This is a genomic window from Pseudoalteromonas haloplanktis ATCC 14393 (genome assembly GCF_000238355.1).
Classification (GTDB): domain Bacteria; phylum Pseudomonadota; class Gammaproteobacteria; order Enterobacterales; family Alteromonadaceae; genus Pseudoalteromonas; species Pseudoalteromonas haloplanktis.
Window position 1 is genome coordinate 1 of the sequence record NZ_AHCA01000002.1, and the last position, 22170, is coordinate 22170.

Below are 22170 nucleotides of genomic sequence, written 5' to 3' on the forward strand. Positions count from 1 at the left end.
GATCAAAGCTTAATGAGAATAAGCGATCAAAGTTAATGCCATTGGGTGATCAAAGCTAGGGAGAATATGCAATGAGCAAGTTATTACACAATTATCGACTTTAATTACAACGTCTGCCAAAGGAATTAAAGCATTAGATAATTTAAAAACAATCAAAGAGTCACGTATTCTAATGCAATTAAAAGTTGATTTTTTAGAGAAGTATTTTCCAATCTATGAATCTGAACAAGAAAGGAAGAAAATAGCTAAATTAATGAATTTAAATGATTTCAGAATACTTCAATTTTTACTTGAATATGAAAATATTTTAAAGTTAATTTCACATACCTTAGGAATAAGATTAATGTCACTAAGTTACGAAAAACTCCATGATATCCTGAAGTATTATTTCGAAGTAACACGTTTTTATGCGTCTATACAAGACGAAGAAACATGGCCTAAGGAAAGAGCTAAGTTTGATGTAGATGAAAACGCGCATTTAGCCAGAATTGTTGAGGGCTGGCTAAATGACACAAAAATTCATAAAGAGACTACTATAGAAAAACTTTTAACTTATTGGAGTTTTACTTAATACTACTGAATAAACTGCTCAATACAATCCCTTCCGACTAATATCTTCTTGTATATCAAGAGCTTTCTTAGCTGCAGCTTTTAAACGCTTTGAAGATGATTTTTGTGCTATGAGAAGTTTATCTTCGTCAACATCAAAACCTAACTCTGTACGAGTTGGAGTCACAAATTTAATTAATAACTCTTCTAGTTCTATTTTTTGGTATAAACATAATTTAGTGAACTTGTTATATTTAACAGTAAAATCAGTTACTAATTCTTTATATTCGCCCTCTAACTTGTCAAGGATACCTAGCTCTTCATTCTCTTCATTCAATTTCTGATAATAATTAGCAAGCTCTTTAATTTTCTTTTCTAATTCTGGAAGGCCATTTTTCTCAATAATTAGTTGAATTACTATTTCATTAAATCTAGTAATAATCTCTATGGCTACTTCACAAACTTCACTAGAACCAACAATTTGAACTTTAGAAATAACTTTGCTGTGCTCCTCCAATGTCAATTGAAATTCCTTTGCTGAGTAGTCTAAAGATACGAAGCTTTCAATTGAAAAAATAATTCCTGTAAATGCAACCATAGCATCAGTGTAAATATTAATTTTAAGGTCTAAATGCTTGTCTGCAGTAGAAAGTAAAAGCTGATTTTCTTTTTTTACTTCTTCCAAACCCTTTGCATGTTCTGCTTTTAAATCTTCTAATACACGTGAATTCTCATGCTTTATTTTCTCTACTATATCTGTAATTTCACCAACATCTTCTTTGGTAGCAAGATTTTTGCTTTTTTGCTCTATGTAACCTTTAAAAAATATTCTTGCGAAACCGATTGTCCCCGCTACAGTTAAAGAGGCAAATAAACCAAGTTTTAAAAATTCATCTAAGTCCATCAAACCTTTGTCCTTTGCAGCACTCGTTCTACACGGCCAAGTACTGTGAACCTGCCAGATTCAATATCTTCAGCCTCAACAAAAAAACCAGAGTAAGCGTTGTTGTCACTAGTGACTTTATAACCCTTAGTTTTAAAATCATACTGAATACGTTTTACAAAAATCTCATCATCAAAGCGTAGAACACAAACACCTTCACGTGCTTCTGATAAATCATCAACCAACGAAACAAGCGTTAAATCACCATCATGAAGTGTATGTTCCATGCTATCACCGCGAACGGGAACAACGGTTAACTTCTTATTATGTAAGTTGTGCTGCTCTAACCAACGCTTTGAAAGTTCAAAACGAGCAATAGGGTGCTCAGCTACCACTAATGCGCCACCACCAGCACTGGCTGATAAATCATATTGAGGTACGACAGATAAGTCCGTATGACTTGGGCTTAAATAATTATTCTGCGTAATTGAAGTTGGCGCAGAAGCAAAGCTATTTCCGGTGAGAATATAGTGAACATCGAAGCCTAAACCAGAAAGTAAAGACAATTTATCTGATGGTATCGCTATTTGAGACTCCCATCGGCTTACTTGTTTCGATGACATACCTAAAAAATCTGCAATATCTTTTTGGCTTAAATTCAGTCTCTTACGTTCTTCTTTAAATAACTCGCAGACATTTATGTCTTTTAAGGGTTGATATGTAGACATATATGTCCTATCCTCACCACACATTAACAAAAACATTCTCTTTAAATCTCGCCAAAGAACTGAAAAGAGAATGTAAACCAAAAGGTACTTTACAATGAAACCTGAGCAAATTAAACAAGCCCTTGAAGAAAAAGGCTATTCACTGTCAATTGTTGCTACTGCGCTGGGTTTAAACCTATCGCATGTTAGTAGTGTTGTTTATCAACATACCACCTCATACAAAGTGGCTGCTGCCATTGCCAAGATTATCGGTAAACCGGTAGACGTTATCTTCCCCGATGTACCTGCCTACATTAAAAACAAAGATTGTCGCGCTAAAAAAGTACAAGCGTTACGCGAGTTACTAGCCAGTGAGCAATAGCATCGGCAATCACGCGTATTAAATCAATGTAATTTTGCAAGAGATTTTTACCATGGAAAATTTAACAATGGCACAGCAAAAACAACTCACTAAAAGCATACTAGATGCTGATGTAGCGCCAGATTGCGATATATATCACTTGTTTATACACAGTGTATGTTCAGCCATGAAGCGTTCAGGCTTTAGCCGCCCAGTAATAGCTGACCGCATGAACGATGCACTACGCGCTCAAAATAACGATGTTGACCAAGCAAAACTAAATAAATGGCTTGCGCCTAGTCAAACCAATTATATGCCAATGCATTACCTACCAGCGTTGTGTTATGCCGTGCGCTCAACTGAGCCAGCAAATGTACTACTCAAACCAATTTTGTTTAAAGCAGTCGATCAGCGCTCACAGCTACTGCAGCAACATGCCGAGCTACAAATGGAGATTGAAGAGCGAACAGCCATGCAGCGCTACATAACAGAGTCGTTATTGAACAGCGACGACCAAGACTGAAAGCACCATTACACCACCCGATATAAAACCCATATAAGGCTAAAAACAATGACAATCAAAGACCAAAAACCGTCTGCATTTTGTAAAACAAGCCGAATTAACGCAGTTGGAGGCTGTTATGAGCACTGAGTTAACAGATCAAATATTCACTGCAGAAGAGCAACAGCAGCTTAGTGAAAAAATCGAGAAGATGGCAGGGCACATACAACTTGTAATGCCAGATTCTGTTGACCAAGCATGGCAACTGGTTGTGCGCATGGAAGAACAAGCACTGGTAGAGACCGCTAAGCGTGGGCTGTTGTATATGTCGATCAAAATGCACCTAGGCCACGGCGAGTTTGAAACCAAGCTACGTGAACACAATATTGCACCACGCACAGCACAAGAAGCTGTAACGGTTGCAAAAATGTTTTTAGCACTGCCTGAGGCAAAAGCGCGGACGTCTGCGCTTTTAAATATGAACAAAAGCAAGCTGATTGAAATGGCGCGTTTGCCAGTTGAAACCGTTGAATCGCTTGATGACGACGACCTAGACACGCTAAATGATTTATCAGTACGTGAGTTCCGCAAGGAAATTCGCAAGCTAAAAGACAAGCACACCGAGCTTGAAGAGCAAACAGCCACGCTTATAAACGCCCTTGAAACCGAGCGCATAACCAAAGCCCCTAAACAAATGTACGAGCTACCTATGTTAGTTGCACAGGTTCGTCGTGATGCATTTGCGCACAGTGCCGTTGTTAACGAGTCGCTCGAAGAGTTTATAGCCATGGCAGAGCAGCTATGTAACACCCGTGACCTTGACCTAAACCACCGCATAGGTGCAGCGCAAACAACCTGGCATTTATGGCTAGGCATACAGCAGCGCATAACCCACATGTTAAACCGCTTAAGCGGTGAGTTTGGCCTAGAGCATTTAGCCGGCGCTGAGTGCATACCGCAATTTGCCGAAGACGAATGGCAAGACGCCCAAGCAAACCGTGAATACATGCTCGCCATGTTTAACGACCGCATTAAAACCCGCGAGTAGGAGAGAGCAATGCATCCTGCAGTTCAAAAATACAATAAGTTACCAAGCACAGGTAACGAGCTGAGTTGGCAAAATGCCAGCGAAACAGCCCGTAAAAAAGCCCAAAGTAGGGCAGTGCTAGTTCGCCATTTACTTACCCAAGAATGCGGCATACCTAAAGCATTTGAGGCACTAGTAAAAAACTACCGTGCCAACACGGCGCTTAGCACATTAGCAAGCGCGATTGACGCACTAGGTAAGTTACCAGGGCGTGCAACCATTTATAACTGGTGCAATGCGTATAAAGACAACGGCATTAACAGCCTATTGCCTAACCATAAAGGCAAAGCCCAAACACAATACAGCTGGCTTGCCCGTTGCCTTGAGCTTTACCACAGCCCAAACAGCCCAAGCTTTGCACAAGTGGCAGATCAGTTAAACAAAGAGGGCTACAAGGCAGAGCATCACCAAGTGCGCCGTTTTATAAATGCACTGCCGCATGAGTTAGGCCCACAAAGCCCGTACCGCATGGGCGCAAAACTGTACCGTGAAAAACATAAAGATCACCTACTGCGCTCAACCGACAATATTAAGCCTGGCGTTATGTATAACGGCGATGGCCACACACTCGACGTATACCTAGCTCACCCTAAAACGGGCAAACCTTACCGCGCCGAGTTAACCGCGTTTCAAGACGTTGCAAGCCGCTGCATTGTGGGCTGGGAACTCGGCTACGCCGAAAGCACGTTAGACACGCTAGCAGCAATAAGCCGCGCTATTAAAGTGCATAACAACGTGCCTGCCATGTTCTATCTCGATAACGGCTCAGGCTACAAAAACAAACTGATGAACGACGACACAACCGGTTTTTATGCGCAGTTTGAAATAGACGTAATATTTGCCATACCAGGCAACGCCCGGGTTAAGTGGATTGAGCGGTTCTTTTTACACATGGAAGACCGTGTAGGTAAACGCTTTAGCACGTATTGCGGGCGCGACCACGACGATCGCCATAAGCAGCTGGTACTTAAAGAGGCCAAGCAAGGCAAACGCAAACTGCCTACGGTAGACGAGTGGATAGCCGAGTTTAAAGCATTTTTAAACGACTACCACAACAGCGAACACCCTGAGATCAAGGGCAAAACACGCCAACAAGTATGGGACGAAAACATAGAGCGTGTACCACCGGTTGAGGGCGATTTTGTCATGCTGCCGCGCGAAACCGTCAACATTCGTCGTGGCCGCTTCCGCTTGCATCAACGTGATTATTCAGCCGACTTTTTACACCAGTTTAACGGCCAAGAGCTTGTTGCCGCCTACGACCTACACGACGACAGCTACACCAAGCTTTATAAGCTCAACGGTGAGTTTTTAATGTTCGCTAATTTAAAAACTAAATCGCATGCCGTGCCTACGTCGCGCATTGAGCAAGCCGAAAGCAAACGCCGCACAGGTCGCTTAAAACGCATTGACACCAAACGCCGCGAAATCGAAGCCCAAGAAACGCAAGACCGCATTATTGACGTTGAGTCAGTGGCTAAGTTTGGCGCGCCAATTAAAGCCATTGCAGCACAACAAGCACCGGTAAACATATTTGATTTTGATGTAACGCCAACGCAGCCACAGCACGAAATCGACCTAAACGAATTACTTGATCAACCTAATTTACACAAGGAACATACTTATGAGCTATAGCCAACCACACCCATACACGCCAGAGCAAACGCTACGTGTTGAGCTAATAAACCAAGAGCTAAGCACCACAGGCATGACAGCCGAAGAGCTTAATTGTGGCTTTGCCCTGCAATCAGTTAAAGAAGTACTGGCAAACAAATGCACCATTAACCCTGAAAAAATCATTGTGGCGATGTGGCAAAAGTTGTTTGGTAACGCCGCGATTACTGAAATTGAAAAACGCAACGGCTTTAATAAGTCATATAACAAATCTGATCGCGAACTCGCAGCCCGTATATGCCTGCGTTTGCAATCACCCGAAATACGCGAGCAAAACATTACCAGCGCCAGCATTGCTGTGAGCATGGGTAAAAGCCCTGCGTCTATTAGCCAACTGATTAACGGTAAATATAACGCAAAGCCAACGGCGCACTTGCACGACATTTGGGCGCTTATTCGCCCAGCAGAGATTGACCAAGGCAAACCATCTAATGAACGCAAAAAAATTGAAATTGTGTACGGTGATGTGCGCTTTATTCCTACCAGTACGTCAAAACTCATTGCCATGGCATGTGACCAAGCGCGAGCACGTAAACGCTTTAGTGTATTTGCAGGCCAAGCAGGATTGGGTAAAACCAAAGGCATTGCGGAATATTGCCGCCACAACAAAGAGGCCATTTTAATTGCCGGCAGTGAGCAAACCAGCAGCACCCAAGTACTTGAGCAACTCACCTTAGCCCTGGGCTTATCGCGCTGCCCAAGCGCGTATAAAAACATGCAAAAGATTATTAGCGCATTGCGTGATACAGACCGCCTAATTATTTTAGACGAAGCCGACAAGTGCAAACCAAACTCGCTTGACCCACTGCGCACCATAAGCGATCAAGCAATAGTAGGCGTAACGCTGGTTGGCAACATTCAACTGGTAGACAAACTGCAAACCCAAGAGCGCTACGAACTGATAGCAAGCCGCGTGTGTTTTTGGCCAAAACCTATCGGCCAAATCACCGTTGAAGATATTCGCACCCTGTTTTTAGAGCTAACCGAGGGCACCGTAAAACTCGCCCAAAACGATGCAAAGTGGTGGCAATGGCTACACAAACGCGTTGAAGGTAACGCCCGTGAGCTGGTTGAAAACTTGCTACCGCACTTGCTTAACCACACCAACAAAAACCCAGACACCGCCGTAGACAGGCTGTTAGTCAATGGCATCTTTTCATCAGTACTTAATAAACCAGCGGTTTAAACGCTGTTTAAACACATTTTAAATAAGGATTTAATCATGGCATTTTCAATTAATTTAAACACTCCACGTTTTACCGCGCGTTTAGCAGTAAACGATACGATCAGCACGCAACACATGCTGGCAGTACTTGCAGATAAACAAGGCTCGGGCGAGTTTATCGACAGCTGCAACGGCAATATAAAAGCCGCGTTCTCAATGCTGATAGCCGAAAAGCTATTCACTATTCAGCATGTTTTAGGCGTTAAATCGGCTGAGCAATTGGCTATTCGCTTTAATCACTTACACCCAAGCCTAGCGCGTATTTTTACCCAAGGCATGGTCGACTGGGGGATTAAAGTGATCACGTTAAAGCCTGCTGTGGCATTTGAGCTAACCCCAATGGAGGAAAGCGCATGAGCAACTTGATCCAACAAATCAAAATGGCACAAAAAGCGGCGGGTATCGAGCAAGATATCCACCAACTTAATGTGTCGTACATTTGTAATGGCCGCACCAATACGTGCGCAGACTTAACCAAGCTTGAGCAACAGCAGCTGCTTGCGCGTTACCGTGCAATGAACCCAAGTGCCGGCAAAAAGCAGTTACCCGCCCAGTTAAAAATGATTTACAGCCTGTGGGGCCAATTAAGCCGCGCAGGCGCGGTAAACATAGATTCAAAAGGGGCGTGTGACGCGTTTTGTGAAAAGCACCTACAAGGCAAAAAGCTTAGCCAAAGCGCCCAGCAATGGCCACATATTATAGAAGTACTTAAGCAATGGCTTATCCGCCACAAAGCTAAGCAGGGGGCGTAAATGGCAAATTACGAAGAGTACCAAAACTTTACCATTAACCCGCGTAAGCCGCCTTACACCGAGGAAGAACGCTATCGCCCAGTTAAAGCCGCAGACCGCGAAAAGTGCCGCATTCGCCGCAATGTAGAGGCCTACCAAGAGCAACGCAGACTAGACCGCGAACACGGCTTAGATTATTTATTTGAGGAGCAATCATGAGCGAATTAACCATAGATTTACGGGCGTTACCCCATGGCCTGCGCCGTATAGTTAAACACTTAGGCGTTGAACAAACCATTGCGGTACTCACCGAGCAGCAAGGGCAAATGTTTTATATCCCTGAAAAGCCAACTGAGGATCACGAAGTAGTCAAGGTATTTGGTAAAGCCCTGGTGCAAGAGCTAATAGATGCCAATGTAGGGTCAAGCTACCAAATACCCATGCTGCACAAAGTGCTTATGCAAATTCGCAATCAACAAATTTGCCAAGCCCTGGACACAAAAAGCAGCAACATTCAGCAGCTGGTTAAGCGTTTTAAGATCACCCGCCAGCAAGTAAGCAGTATTTACAGTGCATACCAAGACGAACGGGCGCACGAAACACAATTAAATTTAAGTTTGTAGGGGGCTTTATGGAGCTTTTAAAAGACATTAAAGCAGAATGCTTAGCCTTTTTTAACGCTGCGACGTTACGCAGCAAACCAGTAATTCATTACAAATGCCCTGAGTGCGATAACACCTTAAGAACCATGCGCCCACCAGAGGGCGAGGTTTATAACGATCACACTATTTGCATTCATTGCTGGTTTGAGTTTATCCGTGTTACCGACGGCACTGAGGTAAGAATCCAAACTTACCCCAGGCACAAACATGCAAAGCAATAACTTTGTACTGCTCACTGCATTGCAACTTAGCGGCGGCGCTAAACCTAAGCGATGGCATTACGAATACGGTTTAAACCTGTTAGCCCGTTACATCAACCAACGTAAAGTTATGGGTTTAGATGTAACGGGTTTAATGGATGAATACAGGGAGGCGTTTAAAAAAATTAATCAAAGCTTTTTTTCACACTCACTTAAAAATAGTATATTGGAAGCGGTTAAGTGAAGTGTATAACTTACAAGATCTGGAGATACATTCTTGATTTCTGAGCCTTGACCATGGCCACTTTCTTTATTTCTGATGGTAGGCACGCCGCTTGATAATAATCCGAGAAATTGATTGAACTGTTCTTGCATGTAACTAGGTACAAGGCCGTTCGTTAAACAAATATTCAACAATCTTTTTGCAGTGTCATTTGCTGAGTGTTCCCAATTATGTTTTTTACAAATTGCTTTTAAAGTACTTTCAAACGCTTTCAGGCATTCATTTAAAGACTCTTTGTATTTTTTATGTCTGTAATGAGAATGTGCTGATAAAAATTCTTGTTTTGCACCTTCTAGGAATTTACTAACCTGAAGAACATTTAATGTAGGTTTGACTACTTCAGAATGTAAGAATTGAGAGTCTACTCTAATAATCTCGCCATCACTAAATTCATACCCTACACCATGTTGTTTAAATCGAATATTTAATTCATCGATTGCATCATTTACTTCTTGAGTTGTTCCTTCCTCTCTTTGAAACCGAATAAAATTCTCTCTTACATATGTATGGATTAAAAGGAAAGTTAACTCAATAATATCTAGGCATTTTTCAACATCACTTTCTTCAAAAAAATATTCATATACCCTATCAAAAATGGGCCCGTCATTTCTATTTGTTAGCGAAAACTGTCCGTACTCTTTGGACAAATCTTTATTAATTTTATGATAAACCTTATCTGACAAGGTCTGGCCGTAACCATTTCCAGACCTGTTCCCAACAGTGTCTTGGATTATATGTATAATCTGAATCTTTAAGGCTTGAGGTATAGTTTCATATTGGTAAACATCAGGAGTTTCTCCTCGTAATGCTTTTTGTCTTTTAGAAAAAATGTTCAATATACCCATCTGATTTCCAATTGATTATTTATTAATTCAACAATATTACTTTAGAAACAACAATTGTTCTATTGCAAAGATCATAGTATTTATTCTAACCTAATAGACTAGCTCGAAAGCCCCAGCCGTAAACAACTTTACAGTGTTACCCAATCCCCTAAATTGATTTACTACCAGCATGACAAATACAGTGCATGCGCCATTTATTGAGTTTTTAGCTCAACAAATTATCAAGGCCAGTTCTAAAGCCGAGCAAATTGCAATATCTCGCCGTTGCCCGCTAAAAGACCTGCCCGCACTGCGTTCCCGCGTTAAAGCGCTGCTAAACCCAGCGAACAAAAAGCCGGCGCGCAGTACTCGCTTACCTGCCTGTTACGTCCTAGTAAAACAACGTTTAACCATAAAGAGGACTCAACAGCATGGCGCTTAAACAACGAGTGGCCGTACCAACAGCACCGAGCTTTATATTTCAGGAGCTGGTACCAAAAGCCACGTTTGAACTATTTAACGACACCCCATTATTTTTAATTCATTTATTTGATGAACGCGCATTGCGTATGCTGCAAAAGCTGCGCGACAAGTTTGGCCCATGCACAGTAAACAACTGGTACTGGGGCGGCGCTAATCAATACCGAGGCTATCGCCCACTTGATTGTGCAATAGGCGCAAAACGCAGCCAACACAAGCTAGGCAAAGCGTTTGATTGCAGCTTTGAAAACTACACAGCCCAGCAAGTACGTGACTACGTATTAGCCCACCCGCAAGAATTCCCCTACATCACCGCCATTGAAGGGCAAGTGAGTTGGTTTCATTTTGATGTACGCACGCCTACATGGACGGGCATTAAAGTATTTAACCCGTAAGGAAAGCCAATGACCCCAGAGCAAGAAAATCAACTATTCCAGTCAATCGGTCAAATACAAGCGAGTCAAACCGCTATTTTGAATCAAATTAGTTCTCTAAAAACCGATATCAACAAGCGAGTAGACAAACTTGAAGACCGCGTTACCAAGGTTGAAACCCATGTAACTAATAATCGGGTAAAAATGGCTGGAATCGGTGGTGCAGCTGGTCTAACGGTTGCACTAATTACTGAGCTACTTAAAAACGGTGGCTTATAATGGCGCACCCTGCAGAAAAGAAAAATGCCGTACGCCACAGCTATGTAAGCGAGCTGCTCGCGTTAAGTGTTGCCGCCATTAAACACAGCGTGGCCGATGGCACTGCACGACGCTGGAAAATGGAAGCCAAAGACAACGGCGACGATTGGGACTTAGCCCGTGCCGCAAGCCGCCGTAGTGAAGGCACAGCAGGGGAGTTTACTACCGACTTTATTGAAGAATTTACCATTCAAGTTAACGAAACCTTTGAGCTTTTAAGATCAGCAGACGGCGCACAGCTGCCCCTTGAACAACGTATAAAAGTACTTAGCTCGCTCACCGATATGATGAGCAAAGTTATGAAGGTATCAGGCGGTAATAAACGCCTTGAAAAGCGCACCATTGCCACCGAAGTACTTAAAATACTCGCTAAGTTTGTATCAACCAAATACCCCGAATTTGCCCCCGAGTTTGTAGAAATACTTACCGCCTTTGGTCCACGGCTCGACAAGGAGTTAGACGACTAATGGCCGATATGAACTCACGCGACTTTTTAGCTGAAATAGAGCAGATCACCGGCTCACTGCGCCGCGATATTGAAGCCAAAGAACGCAACATAGACCCAAGCCCCGCTGCAATTAAAGAACGCCGTAAACGCGTACTTGGCGGCGACTTTGCGTTTTTTGTGTATACGTATTTTCCGCACCACATGTGGCTTGACGACGATCAAGAGGCCTCTGAATTCCAAAGCTATTTTATGAACTGGTTCCCCGAAGCGCTCAAGCTTAAAAACGGCTGGAAAAACTGGTTTGTAGCCCCGCGTGGTGAGGGTAAAAGTACCCTTGCTGTAAAAATTGCGCCTGTTTATGTAGCGGTGTTAGCGCTCTTACAAGACCCTGATATTTGCCAAGATCTGGGCCTTGCAAAAATAAAGCAATTTATCGATTTTGTGATCTTGTTTGGCGCTGAAACCAAAATGCCAACCAAAACACTAGAGGTAGTTAAAACCGAGCTGCTTAACAATAACAACCTCGCGTTAGACTTCCCCGAAGTGTGCCAAAAGTCCCCCGTGTGGAAGTTAGGCGAGTTTGTAACAGCCCAAGGCGTACGCTTTGAAAGCCGTGGTGCTGAGCAATCAGTACGCGGTACGTTCCATGGTGCAAGCCGCCCTAAGTTGCTGCTATCCGATGACATTATAACCGATGCCGAGGCAAAATCGCCCACTGAGCGCGATAACCGCTGGCGCTTCCTAGAAGCTGCTGTGCAATACCTTGGCCCACCAGATGGCACCGTAAAATTTTTAGGTGTAAACACCGTTTTAAATAACGACGACCCAATAAGCCGTGCTGAAGAAGCACCAGGGCACATTGTTCACCGCTTTAAAGCCATTAAACAAATGCCAGAACGCATGGACCTATGGGAAGAATGCCGCGATCTAATGGTGCATGACGACAAACGCTTTGAAAAAAGCGCGGCCGCCAAAGGTGAAGCCGTTTCAACCGAGCAAAAACCGTCATTTAAGTTTTGGCTCAAGCGCAAAAAGCAAATGCTTAAAGGTGCCACTACCAGTTGGCCAAGTGTGCGTTCGCTTTACGATTTAATGTGTATGTGGGCGGCTAATAAGCGCGAGTTTAACCGCGAAATGCAAGGCATAGCCAAAAGCGACGAAGAAGCCATTTTTTATCAGTTTGATTTTTGGGTTGATCGCCTAAACGAGTGGATACCCTACGGCGCATGTGATCCAAGTATGGGCAAAACTGAAAAAGCCGACCCCAGCGCTATACTCGTGGGCTTTTACTCTAATGATTTACAAAAGCTACACGTTGAATACGAAAGCCGCAAAGTCCGTGGTACGAGCCGTTTACTTAACGACTTAATACGCGCACAAAAAGAATATAACTGCCGTGTGTGGGGCTTTGAGAACAACAACGCCTTTGATTTTATGCGCAGCCAGTTTATTACCACAGGCCTAGAGCAAGGCATTGCACTGCCTTTACGTGGTGTTACTGCGGTTATTAGCGCCGAGGAACGCATAGGATCACTTGAAACCTATGTAACCAATACACCAGCGCAAATTGCCTTTCATTCACATTGCCGCTTACTACTCGACGAGCTTGAAAACTGGCCAGAAAAACAAACCGCCCATCACTACGATTTAAGCTGTGCCCTGGCTATTTTGTGGATGGTAGCAAGCACAGGTGCAGGCGGCATGCCGCGTGTTAATAGCCGCAAAGTCACAAAACAAATCAGGGGATATCATGTATAGCAAGCCACGCATTAAATCTACAGCATACACCGCGCTAAACCGTATGTTTGACCAAAACCGCATAGACCCAAATCTTACGTCGCTTATTACTGAGCTACCAAACCCTGATCCAATACTGCGCCGTGCGGGTAAAAACACCGCTATTTACGAAGAAATAGCCCGCGACGCCCACGTTATTGGTGAATTACGCTCACTACGTAGCGGCTTATTTAGCTTTAATACCGAGTTAGTACCAGGCGGTGACGATGCAGCCAGTTTAAAAAGCTATGAACTAGCTAAAGCATTTTTTGCCCGTAAACCATGCCCACATACAGAATGGGCTGATATGGATTGGCACAACTATAGCGCCATTTTAAATGGCTTTAGCGTTACTCACTTGGGCAAGTACATTAAACACGATGGCCACTGGCAACCTGAATATGTAGAGACCTGGCGCAACAGCCGCTTTGCATTTAATAGTGATCACGAGTTGCTTGTTAAGACCAGCGAAAACCCACAAGGCGAGTTAGTCGATCAACGCCGTTGGTCGTGCGTTCGCCACATGCCAAGCGCCGAAAACCCGTATGGTATCGCATTGTTAAGCAGCTGTTTTTGGCCGTGGACCTTTAAACACGGCGGTTTTAAGTTTTTTGTACAGCTGTGCGAACGCTTTGGTATTCCATTTCCTGTGGGTAAATACCCAATTGGCAGTAAAGAAAATGACATCGAAAATTTATTAGATGGCTTAGCACGACTTGTGCAAGATGGCATTGCCGCCATACCGGATGACACGACAATTGAGATCATCGAGAGCAAACTATCTGGCGAGCCAGTGCCAGAGCGCCTAGTTAACTTTTGTAATGCTGAAATAAGCAAAGCGCTAACCAGCCAAACCCTAGCAACCGAGCAAAAAAATGGCGGCGCACGGGCAGCCAGCGAAACCCATGCAAAACGCGCGGGCGATAATCAACGATCAGACAGGGCGCTTGTAGCCTCTTACCGTAACCAGCTTTTAAACGCACTACACACAGTAAATTTTGATGGTGGCGAGCCGCCCAAATTCATCTTTAAAGACAAACGCGAAATTAACACAGACACCGTAACCCGCGTGCGCGAAACAGCCCGTATTGTGCCTGTTGGTGAAGACTGGGCCTATCAAGAACTCGGTGTACCAAAGCCAAAAGACGGCGAAACAATCCTAGATGTGCCCGACGAAGGCCACGGCATAGCCACTGCGGCTAAAACTGAGTTTGCCAAAAAACAAACGAATGCCGTAGAGCTTACCAACGAGTTTGATGAATTTGATCACGCAAGTGACGACACCATTAAACAGATTTTTCAATTTGCTCAGGCCTCTAAAAGCCTGAACGAACTTAAGCAAAAAATAACCTCACAATTTCCTGATATTTCAGACTCTGCACTGGCAGACGTTGCCCAAACAGCAATGGAGTATGAATTTATGGCAGGCATGAACGAGGCTAATTCAAAAACTGTGGAGATAGACGATGAATAATGTTCCTGACGGGTATTTAAAAGACGGTAAAGGCAATTTAGTAGCCATTGCCAACATCAAACAAACTGACTTGATCAAAGACGAGTTTGTAAGAAAAGCCATTGATAAAGCCGTTGAAATGCAAGAAACACTGGCAGAGTTTAAACAAAGTTTAATGGCTGAAGCCGACGACTTTATAGAGCTATTAGCGCAAGAACATGGCGTTAACTTAGGCGGCAAAAAAGGCAATGTGACACTACGCACCTTTGACAGCCAACTAAAAGTAACCCTGCAAACTCAAGAACGAATTGAACTAGGCCCTGAATTGGCGCTTGCTAAGCAATTAATAGATCAATGCCTGGATGAATGGACCGAAGGCGGTAACCAAAACATTAAAGCCATTGTGAGTAAAACGTTTAATACCGATAAGCAAGGCTCGCTTAACCCGCAACGCATTTTAGCCCTGCGTAAACTAGAAATATCAGACGATTCAGGCAAATGGACTAAAGCCATGAACATTATTGCGGAATCCGTTGGCGTGGTTGATTCTTGCCGTTTTATCCGCTTTTACAAGCATGATGATAACGGCATTGAGCAAGCAATTTCACTCGATATAGCAAAACTGTAGCGGGGCGCTTATGGCCATCACAAAAGAGCAGTGGATAGAGGTAGAAAAGCACTTAGCAGGCTTTTTTGGCTCGGTTATTTTCAAATACGGTGAGTTTGAAATAACAGTGACACGCGGGCGCGTATCTGAGTCTAAAACAAGCTTAGTTGTGTATGTAGACGATGTAATTAAGGGTGGCTGGTACTCTAAAGACAACGAACGCCCTTCATGTATTCCTGATGTTTGGCGTAAACGAACCCGCGCCAGATACACGGCTAAATCAATCAAGGATGCAGAAAAAGTATGGGGTAAGCGCGGTGCAAAAAAAGAATTCCCAGAGCTTTACGAAGTAACCGAATACCACACATGCGATTTTACAACCGCTAAAAGCCTCGTTCGTCAGTATAAAAAGCTCGAAGGTTTAGAGCTTATTAAAATTGGCGGCCAATCTTACGACGACTATATAAAGGTATAACTATGGATCCAATTACAATAGCACTTGGCCTTGCAAAGCTCACAGGTTTGGATAAGAAAATAGGCGATTGGATAGGGGGCGACAATGGATCAAAGGTCGCGTCTAAAGTGGTAGATATTGCGCAAACCATCACCAATGGCGGCACGCCTGAGCAAGCATTTAACCTAGTTCAGCAATCTAGCGCATTGCAACAAGAGTTACGGCAAACAATTTTAAACCGTGAAAAAGAGCTTGATGATTTAGCGTTTAAAAACACTCAAAGCGCCCGCAATATGCAGATCCAAGCACTTAATCAAGATGATAAGTTTTCTAAACGCTTCATTTATTATTATGCCTGGTTCTGGTCGGTCGCAACGGTTATATACATAGGCTGTATAACGTTTTTAACCATTCCAGATACCGCAACACGCTTTGCAGACACCATTTTGGGCTTTATTTTAGGCACCGTTGTAGCGTCAATATTGAATTTTTTCTTTGGTAATAGCCGTGATAATTCACGTAGAAACGAAATTCAAGACATTCAACAGTCGTTAAAAGAGCAATAATATGGCCTTACCAGCTCCACAATATGGCGACCTTGTTAAGTTCAAGGAAGCCATTTCTCATTTCAAAGATAAAATTAAGCTTACCAGTGAGTCATATAAAGACTTACAGGGTTTAATTCACGCCAAAGCATTTACCGTTGCCGGTGCAACACAAATCGAGATCATTAACGAACTATATAAAGCAGTTGATAAGGCGATTAGCGATGGCGAGACCATATCGGACTTTAGAAAACGCTTTGACAAAGTAGTTGATGATCACGGTTGGTCATACAATGGCAAACGGGGCTGGCGTACTAAAGTTATTTATCAAAACAATAAAAACACTGCGCGTGCAGCTGGCCGTTGGCAACAACAAGAGCGTTTAAAACAGCGCAGGCCATATTTATTATACTTAACAGCTGGTGATAGCCGCGTAAGACCTGATCACGGTAAGTGGAATTACATTTTATTGCCTGTGGATCATCCGTTTTGGGATACACATTATCCGCCAAATGGTTATAACTGCAGATGTAAGGTGGTATCACTTAATGCGCGTGATATTGCACGAATGGGGTTATCAGTAACCAAGCCAGAAAAAGTTAATAAGTTTATGGAGTCATTCAAAGTTGTAGACCCATCAACAGGCGAAGAACTTAATAAGTTAGCAGGCATTGATCTAGGCTGGGATTATAATCCAGGTAAAGCATGGCTAGGTGCAGACATTGCAGCAGGTAAATCAGTTATGACTTTATCAACTGACATTCAAAAGTTGGCGGTTCCACAATTTAACGAAGCAGTTTTAAAATCTCAGCAGTACTATATAAAACAAGTAAACTTACAAGCAGCAAAGTTAGCGCTTAAAAAGTCAGCACCAGATAGCCAGCAATTTACGTTAGGGCACTTGCCTGTAAATTTACTAAACGAGCTATCACGTAAAAACGCACCTATATATAGTAGCGCTGTTACAGTCAGCAGCGCTCAAATTGAAAAGTTCTTAACTGGCCAGCTAGCAATTGAACAAATACACGACCTAATGAACGCTGTTCAAAATCCAAATACGTTTGCTTATATAGGCAACCAAGTAAAAATATCGTACCAAGGTTTTATGATCACAGTTGAGCTAGGCCCAACGTTCAATACCATCATAGCTGCCGAAAAAGTTTAAATATCGGCAGCTCAAAATATTTAAACAGCGTTTAAAAGGCGTTTAAAGTGTATTTAAAGGAAAGTTAAACGATCAAGAATGATCTAATTCTAAACGTACAATGAGCAGGAATGATCGTGGAATGAGTCAGTTTGAACAGGTTTCGTCTAAAAACAAGCGTAATCCGAATTTAGCTAATTTTGCGCTCAGGGTTAGCCAATCCCAGTAATAATGGGCTTTTCCAAAAGACGAGGGCGAAAATCCTCATATCATCATTATTCTAGAAATGAACAACCCCTTACATTAATAGCGATATAAACAACTTAACATTGAGCGGGGAAATATCGACAATACTAAGTAAATTATTTAATTTAACATAATCTAATTTATAGGCTGTTAATGTTAGTAGGTTTAAAGCAATGTTTCTCGTCATTACCACTCACACTAAGTCCAATACTAGACGGTATCGGACTTAGTGAGGGTTTATGCGAATTATATGATTTTATTCGAGTATCTTTCTTGAGCTTCATTATCGCTTAGCATAGTATTAAAAATACAATTTAAGCTGTATCACAAGAAGTAAACAATATGGAATTTGTGCGCCCGTTAGAACCAATCCTAATAATTGACGATGTTCAAGATATACGTGACTACTTAAATCAAATCTTAACTGAGTTAGGTTTTGAAGATATTCTCGAAAGTAACGATTTTGAATCTGCAAAAAGCCTGATTGATGAAAAATCCCCGAATGTAATTTTCCTTGATATTGAATTACCCGACACCGACGGTACTGAAATTCTTGAGTACCTAAACGATAATTACCCACACACCCATGTTGTCATGTGCTCAGGCCACAATAGCCTTGAGAATGTACAAAATACATGGGAACTTGGCGCTAAAGGCTTTATTGCAAAACCATTTAATGCCAAAAAAGTCGATACGGTTATGAAACGCCTAGAACTTATTTAGCCCACATCAAAACCATAAGGTTATTATGCAACACACTGTACAAGCGATCATTGATGATTTATCTCAGGTTATTTATGGCAAACAACAGCAAATAAAACTCGCGTTAACTTGCTTGTTTAGCCAAGGGCATTTACTCATTGAGGATTTGCCTGGTATGGGAAAAACCACCTTATCGCATGCACTCGCGGCAGTATTAGGTTTAAGCTATCAACGCGTGCAATTTACCAGTGATTTATTACCTTCAGATATACTCGGTTCGAGTATTTTTAATGCCAATGAACATAAATTTACATTTCATAAAGGGCCTGTTTTTAGCCAAGTCGTGCTAGCTGATGAAATTAACCGTGCGGGTCCAAAAACACAAAGTGCATTATTAGAAGCGATGGAAGAATACCAAGTGACTATGGACGGTGATAAATACGCCCTGCCCAGTCCATTCTTTGTGATCGCTACTCAAAATCCATTATACCAATCAGGCACTTACCCTTTACCAGAGTCTCAATTAGACCGTTTTTTTATGCGCATTAGCTTAGGTTTTCCACCGAAAGAAGCTGAAAGGAAATTGATTTTAGGGCAAAACAATCGCGATTATGATCACCTACCCGTACGAATTAACGCCGAACAATTAATTGAAATACAAAAACAAGTAAGCACTATTACTTTAAGTGAGCCGGTTGTTGATTATATCTTGGCGCTTGTTTCATACACGCGTAAGAATAACCAATTTGCTAATGCGCTCTCTCCACGCGCCAGTATTGCTTTAGGTAAAGCAGCACAAGCATGGGCATTTATTGATGGTCGTGATTTTGTCACTCCCGATGATGTTCAAACCATATTTGCTAGCGTAACAGAGCACCGCTTGGGTTTAAATCATGACGTTAGCGCACAACAGCTAAACCAATTATTAAATGATGTTACTGTACCTTTGTAATGCGAAAAAATAACAACCTTGCCCGCTCTATACTATTTTTTCAGCTAAAAGCTAAGCTTTTCAGTTTGTTACTTAAAAATAAACACAATACTGAACAGCTTACATTAACGCATAGCAACATTTATATTTTACCTTCCAAGCTAGGTAGTGGCTTTTTACTCGTAACAATACTTAACTTTATCTTGGCTGTTAACTATCAAAATAATTTGATTTTAGTGATGGCATATTTGATGCTGGTTGTAATGATTTTTTCATTATTGCTCGGTTATAACAATGTTAGAGGTTTAGCGCTTTCTTACAAAAGGCATATTGCTAACTATGCCCCACAGTGTGCCCAATTAGAGTTAGAGCTTTCGACTGATACAATATGCCAATCGCTGCAGTTTATTTACGAAAAAAAAATACTCGCAACGTTTGATGAAACAACCCCTACTTCGCAATTGATACATTTAGATTTACCGATGGATCAACGCGGTGCCTACCCATTGCAGCGCTTAAAAATCATTAGTCACTATCCGTTTGGTTTAGTATCGGCATGGAGCTACATGCAATTAACGCAGACTGTTTTTGTTTACCCGCAACAACGTAAGCCTGTACAACAAGAGAATCATCAGCACAATAAAAACAGTATGGATGATGGCGATCAAAAGAATATGCACGGTAGCGATGAGTTTGATGGCTTGACTCCCCATCAAATTGGTATGAATATGAAACGGGTATCATGGAAACACTACGCTAAAACGCAGCAGTTGATGGTTAAAGAGTTTGTTAATTACTCAGCGCAAAGTGTATTTTTTGATTTTAATCAGTTACAAGGAAGTACTGAATCTCGACTTCAGCAATTGAGCTATTTGATCAGCCAAGCATACTTGCAAGGTACAACGTATGGTTTGCAATTAGAAAGTATCTCATTCGAGGTGAGTGAAGGAAAAGAGCACTGTAAAAATTGCTTAGAAGCACTCAGTCGCTTTTCCAAAATAGCCAAGGATTAACATGAGAATTGTTAATAATTTAACTGCAATTAATTTATCATTATCAATAGTTTATATATTAGTATTGAGCTTTATATTTACTGAGCTCCCGTTGGCATTTAATACACTGTTAGTGGGTTTATGTATTTGGAATCTTGCGGTTACCTTATTAAAGCGTAATAAGCCTAATGCATTATTAGCAAATACATTAGCCGGGTTGAGTTTAATTGTTTTGTTTTATGATGTTGGCTTTAGCGATACCGTTACGTTGTTCGTGGCGATGCTGATTTTATCGAGCTTATTTAAATTACTCCAAGCAACGACAAAAAAACACTATCAAACAATTACTTTACTTAGTTTTTTTAGCCTGTCTACTGTTTATCTGTTTTCTCAAAGTTTATTTGCAACATTGATTATTAGCCTTTTATACATTCTAAATTTTGCTGTTTTGGCTTTAATTGAATCCAAACATAACTTAAAAATAGCCGTTAAAGGGAGTTTAAAATTATTGCTGTTGGCGTTACCTATTTCGATTTTTTTACTGTTATTGCTACCAAAAGTACCTGCATTTTGGCAGCTGCCAGGGCCTAAACTGGCTAAAACAGGATTATCAGAAAGTGTTGACCCATTCGACATTGCGCAATTATCTAACTCAGATGAATTAGTTTTTAGAGCAAAGTTTGATGAACAAAGGCCGTCTCCCCCCTACTACTGGCGTGCCATAATACATGACGAATTTGATGGTAAAACCTGGCTAATATCGGACATTTTGAAAGCCAAACAAGTGATTGGTCAAAACACCACTAAGCTAGGCGCAGAACCTTTATTTAGTTACCAAATATTTGCAGAGCCAGCCGCTAAACCTTGGCTGTATGGTTTACAACTTTCGAGCTCAACACATAAAGACGTCAAAACAACCAGTGATGGATTATTACTTCGTAAACGTTTTTTAGCCAGTAGTATTAGTTATACCACACAAAGTTACCCACTCGAATCAGCGCTTCTATCACGTTCAGTACAGTATCAGAATGCCCAACTAAATTTAGCAAAAGAGACCAATCTTCAGTCACAAACGTTTGCTAAACGTTTATATGAGCAACAAAACAAGGATGACGATGCTTTTTATTCAGCCTTATATGAGTACTTTGCCAACAATGGATTCAGTTACACCTTAACACCCGATCCAATTACTGATAGCAATACTTTAGACCAATTTTTATTTAATAATAAACGTGGTTTTTGCGGACATTATGCCAGTACAGCTGCATTTATGTTTAGAAGCGTTGGCATTCCAGCGCGTGTTGTTTCTGGTTATTTAGGCGGTGAATACAATGAGCAAAATAGTTATCTCAGTGTTTATCAATATGATGCACATGCTTGGGTTGAAGTGTACATAAAAAACAAAGGGTGGCAGATTTTTGATGCAACAGCTGTGGTTTCACCTGAACGATTAAATGGTTCGTTGTCACAGCATACACAACTTAATAATGAATTTACCAGTAACTTAAGTTTTGGCCTATTGAGGTTAAGCAATATAGCTGGCTTTAATTGGCTCAGACTCAAACTTGAAAACCTTGATTACCAATGGACTAGCTGGGTGTTAGGGTTTAATCAGCAAAAACAGGCCTCCTTGTTAAACAAGTTGTTTGGCAACAAGCAACTGTGGCAGATTTCACTGATTGTGATTGCAACAGTGTGCATGACATTTATTTGTTATTTTGTGTACTTATCGTGGCCAAAAAAATCCTCGGAGCCCAAACATGCTCTGACCAAAGACTATCTTAAACTAGTTAATTGGTGTGAAAAACAAGGCATTGTTGCTAAGCAAAACCAAACACCATTGCAGTTTTTAGACTATGCGGCACATAAACAGCCAGAGAAACGAATATATATTGAACAATTTGCACAGTTATACTCCGATGTGCGTTATCGACAGTTAGTATTTAATAGTTATCGTAAAAAACACAGTAAAGATCTGATAAAATCAATTAAAACAAAGATGAAGAGATAAT

28 protein-coding genes are annotated in these 22170 nt (G+C 41.7%); 25 read left to right on the forward strand and 3 right to left on the reverse strand.

Features of this window, described 5'->3' with window-relative positions:
* The first annotated feature begins 172 nt into the window (after positions 1 to 172).
* Positions 173 to 571, forward strand: a complete 399-nt coding sequence (locus PHAL_RS0104125; protein ID WP_016707155.1) for a hypothetical protein — start codon at positions 173 to 175, stop codon at positions 569 to 571.
* 18 nt (positions 572 to 589) lie between these two features.
* Here PHAL_RS0104125 and PHAL_RS0104130 read toward each other — a convergent pair whose 3' ends face one another.
* Both PHAL_RS0104130 and PHAL_RS23550 read right to left on the reverse strand, forming a co-directional pair.
* The gene (locus tag PHAL_RS0104130) at positions 590 to 1453 is read right to left on the reverse strand and encodes a hypothetical protein (RefSeq protein WP_016707156.1); all 864 of its coding nucleotides are present in this window, start codon (positions 1451 to 1453) and stop codon (positions 590 to 592) included.
* On the reverse strand, positions 1453 to 2160 hold the full coding sequence (locus tag PHAL_RS23550; protein WP_016707157.1) for an XRE family transcriptional regulator: 708 nt from the start codon (positions 2158 to 2160) through the stop codon (positions 1453 to 1455). Before PHAL_RS23550 ends, PHAL_RS0104130 begins: the two co-directional genes overlap by 1 nt.
* Positions 2161 to 2254: 94 nt before the next feature.
* On the opposite strand from PHAL_RS23550, the gene PHAL_RS0104140 reads away from it, so the two are divergent.
* The 10 genes from PHAL_RS0104140 (at position 2255) to PHAL_RS0104185 (ending at position 8602) form a co-directional block, all read left to right on the forward strand.
* The gene (locus PHAL_RS0104140) at positions 2255 to 2521 is read left to right on the forward strand and encodes a helix-turn-helix domain-containing protein (protein WP_016707158.1); all 267 of its coding nucleotides are present in this window, start codon (positions 2255 to 2257) and stop codon (positions 2519 to 2521) included.
* 52 nt (positions 2522 to 2573) lie between these two features.
* A complete protein-coding gene (locus tag PHAL_RS0104145) occupies positions 2574 to 3023 on the forward strand; it encodes a hypothetical protein (RefSeq protein ID WP_016707159.1) in 450 nt (149 codons plus the stop codon).
* 118 nt (positions 3024 to 3141) lie between these two features.
* Positions 3142 to 4050 (forward strand): hypothetical protein, encoded by a 909-nt coding sequence (locus PHAL_RS0104150; RefSeq protein ID WP_016707160.1) that lies wholly within the window; start codon positions 3142 to 3144, stop codon positions 4048 to 4050.
* Between the two features lie 9 nt (positions 4051 to 4059).
* Entirely contained in the window at positions 4060 to 5724 is a 1665-nt protein-coding gene (locus PHAL_RS0104155; RefSeq protein WP_016707161.1) for a Mu transposase C-terminal domain-containing protein, read from the forward strand.
* Entirely contained in the window at positions 5714 to 6949 is a 1236-nt protein-coding gene (locus PHAL_RS0104160; RefSeq protein ID WP_016707162.1) for an AAA family ATPase, read from the forward strand. Before PHAL_RS0104155 ends, PHAL_RS0104160 begins: the two co-directional genes overlap by 11 nt.
* 36 nt (positions 6950 to 6985) lie before the next feature.
* A complete protein-coding gene (locus PHAL_RS0104165) occupies positions 6986 to 7345 on the forward strand; it encodes a hypothetical protein (protein WP_016707163.1) in 360 nt (119 codons plus the stop codon).
* On the forward strand, positions 7342 to 7740 hold the full coding sequence (locus PHAL_RS0104170; protein WP_016707164.1) for a phage protein GemA/Gp16 family protein: 399 nt from the start codon (positions 7342 to 7344) through the stop codon (positions 7738 to 7740). Before PHAL_RS0104165 ends, PHAL_RS0104170 begins: the two co-directional genes overlap by 4 nt.
* Positions 7741 to 7938 (forward strand): PA3496 family putative envelope integrity protein, encoded by a 198-nt coding sequence (locus PHAL_RS0104175; RefSeq protein WP_016707165.1) that lies wholly within the window; start codon positions 7741 to 7743, stop codon positions 7936 to 7938.
* Positions 7935 to 8342 (forward strand): Mor transcription activator family protein, encoded by a 408-nt coding sequence (locus PHAL_RS0104180; protein ID WP_016707166.1) that lies wholly within the window; start codon positions 7935 to 7937, stop codon positions 8340 to 8342. Before PHAL_RS0104175 ends, PHAL_RS0104180 begins: the two co-directional genes overlap by 4 nt.
* Positions 8343 to 8350: 8 nt before the next feature.
* Positions 8351 to 8602 carry a hypothetical protein gene (locus PHAL_RS0104185; RefSeq protein ID WP_016707167.1) on the forward strand — a complete coding sequence of 84 codons (252 nt, stop codon included), beginning with the start codon at positions 8351 to 8353 and terminating at the stop codon, positions 8600 to 8602.
* Positions 8603 to 8770: 168 nt separating this feature from the next.
* On the opposite strand, the gene PHAL_RS0104195 is transcribed toward PHAL_RS0104185, so the two are convergent.
* On the reverse strand, positions 8771 to 9709 hold the full coding sequence (locus PHAL_RS0104195; RefSeq protein WP_016707168.1) for an STM4504/CBY_0614 family protein: 939 nt from the start codon (positions 9707 to 9709) through the stop codon (positions 8771 to 8773).
* Positions 9710 to 9878: 169 nt separating this feature from the next.
* Here PHAL_RS0104195 and PHAL_RS0104200 point away from each other — a divergent pair, with 169 nt between their 5' ends.
* From PHAL_RS0104200 to PHAL_RS0104265, 14 genes are all read left to right on the forward strand, one after another.
* Positions 9879 to 10130 (forward strand): hypothetical protein, encoded by a 252-nt coding sequence (locus PHAL_RS0104200; protein ID WP_016707169.1) that lies wholly within the window; start codon positions 9879 to 9881, stop codon positions 10128 to 10130.
* Positions 10120 to 10563, forward strand: coding sequence for a hypothetical protein (locus PHAL_RS0104205; protein ID WP_016707170.1), 444 nt, complete (start codon positions 10120 to 10122; stop codon positions 10561 to 10563). The genes PHAL_RS0104200 and PHAL_RS0104205 overlap by 11 nt, the downstream gene beginning before the upstream one ends.
* Positions 10564 to 10572: 9 nt before the next feature.
* Positions 10573 to 10821, forward strand: a complete 249-nt coding sequence (locus PHAL_RS0104210; protein ID WP_016707171.1) for a hypothetical protein — start codon at positions 10573 to 10575, stop codon at positions 10819 to 10821.
* Positions 10821 to 11327 (forward strand): DUF1804 family protein, encoded by a 507-nt coding sequence (locus tag PHAL_RS0104215; RefSeq protein WP_016707172.1) that lies wholly within the window; start codon positions 10821 to 10823, stop codon positions 11325 to 11327. The genes PHAL_RS0104210 and PHAL_RS0104215 overlap by 1 nt, the downstream gene beginning before the upstream one ends.
* Positions 11327 to 13066 carry a hypothetical protein gene (locus PHAL_RS0104220; RefSeq protein ID WP_016707173.1) on the forward strand — a complete coding sequence of 580 codons (1740 nt, stop codon included), beginning with the start codon at positions 11327 to 11329 and terminating at the stop codon, positions 13064 to 13066. Before PHAL_RS0104215 ends, PHAL_RS0104220 begins: the two co-directional genes overlap by 1 nt.
* The gene (locus tag PHAL_RS0104225; protein WP_016707174.1) at positions 13059 to 14558 is read left to right on the forward strand and encodes a phage portal protein family protein; all 1500 of its coding nucleotides are present in this window, start codon (positions 13059 to 13061) and stop codon (positions 14556 to 14558) included. Before PHAL_RS0104220 ends, PHAL_RS0104225 begins: the two co-directional genes overlap by 8 nt.
* Positions 14551 to 15165: a DUF3164 family protein gene (locus tag PHAL_RS0104230; RefSeq protein ID WP_016707175.1), complete on the forward strand. Its 615-nt coding sequence runs from the start codon at positions 14551 to 14553 to the stop codon at positions 15163 to 15165. The genes PHAL_RS0104225 and PHAL_RS0104230 overlap by 8 nt, the downstream gene beginning before the upstream one ends.
* Before the next feature lie 10 nt (positions 15166 to 15175).
* Positions 15176 to 15619: a hypothetical protein gene (locus tag PHAL_RS0104235; RefSeq protein ID WP_016707176.1), complete on the forward strand. Its 444-nt coding sequence runs from the start codon at positions 15176 to 15178 to the stop codon at positions 15617 to 15619.
* Between the two features lie 2 nt (positions 15620 to 15621).
* Positions 15622 to 16164, forward strand: coding sequence for a hypothetical protein (locus tag PHAL_RS0104240; RefSeq protein ID WP_016707177.1), 543 nt, complete (start codon positions 15622 to 15624; stop codon positions 16162 to 16164).
* Between the two features lies 1 nt (position 16165).
* Positions 16166 to 17308: a phage head morphogenesis protein gene (locus PHAL_RS0104245; RefSeq protein ID WP_016707178.1), complete on the forward strand. Its 1143-nt coding sequence runs from the start codon at positions 16166 to 16168 to the stop codon at positions 17306 to 17308.
* Positions 17309 to 17875: 567 nt separating this feature from the next.
* Positions 17876 to 18256, forward strand: coding sequence for a response regulator (locus tag PHAL_RS0104250; RefSeq protein WP_016707179.1), 381 nt, complete (start codon positions 17876 to 17878; stop codon positions 18254 to 18256).
* A gap of 25 nt (positions 18257 to 18281) precedes the next feature.
* Entirely contained in the window at positions 18282 to 19187 is a 906-nt protein-coding gene (locus PHAL_RS0104255; protein ID WP_016707180.1) for an AAA family ATPase, read from the forward strand.
* Between the two features lie 65 nt (positions 19188 to 19252).
* On the forward strand, positions 19253 to 20179 hold the full coding sequence (locus PHAL_RS0104260; RefSeq protein ID WP_158217500.1) for a DUF58 domain-containing protein: 927 nt from the start codon (positions 19253 to 19255) through the stop codon (positions 20177 to 20179).
* Position 20180: 1 nt separating this feature from the next.
* A complete protein-coding gene (locus PHAL_RS0104265; RefSeq protein ID WP_016707182.1) occupies positions 20181 to 22169 on the forward strand; it encodes a transglutaminase TgpA family protein in 1989 nt (662 codons plus the stop codon).
* Position 22170 lies beyond the last annotated feature (1 nt).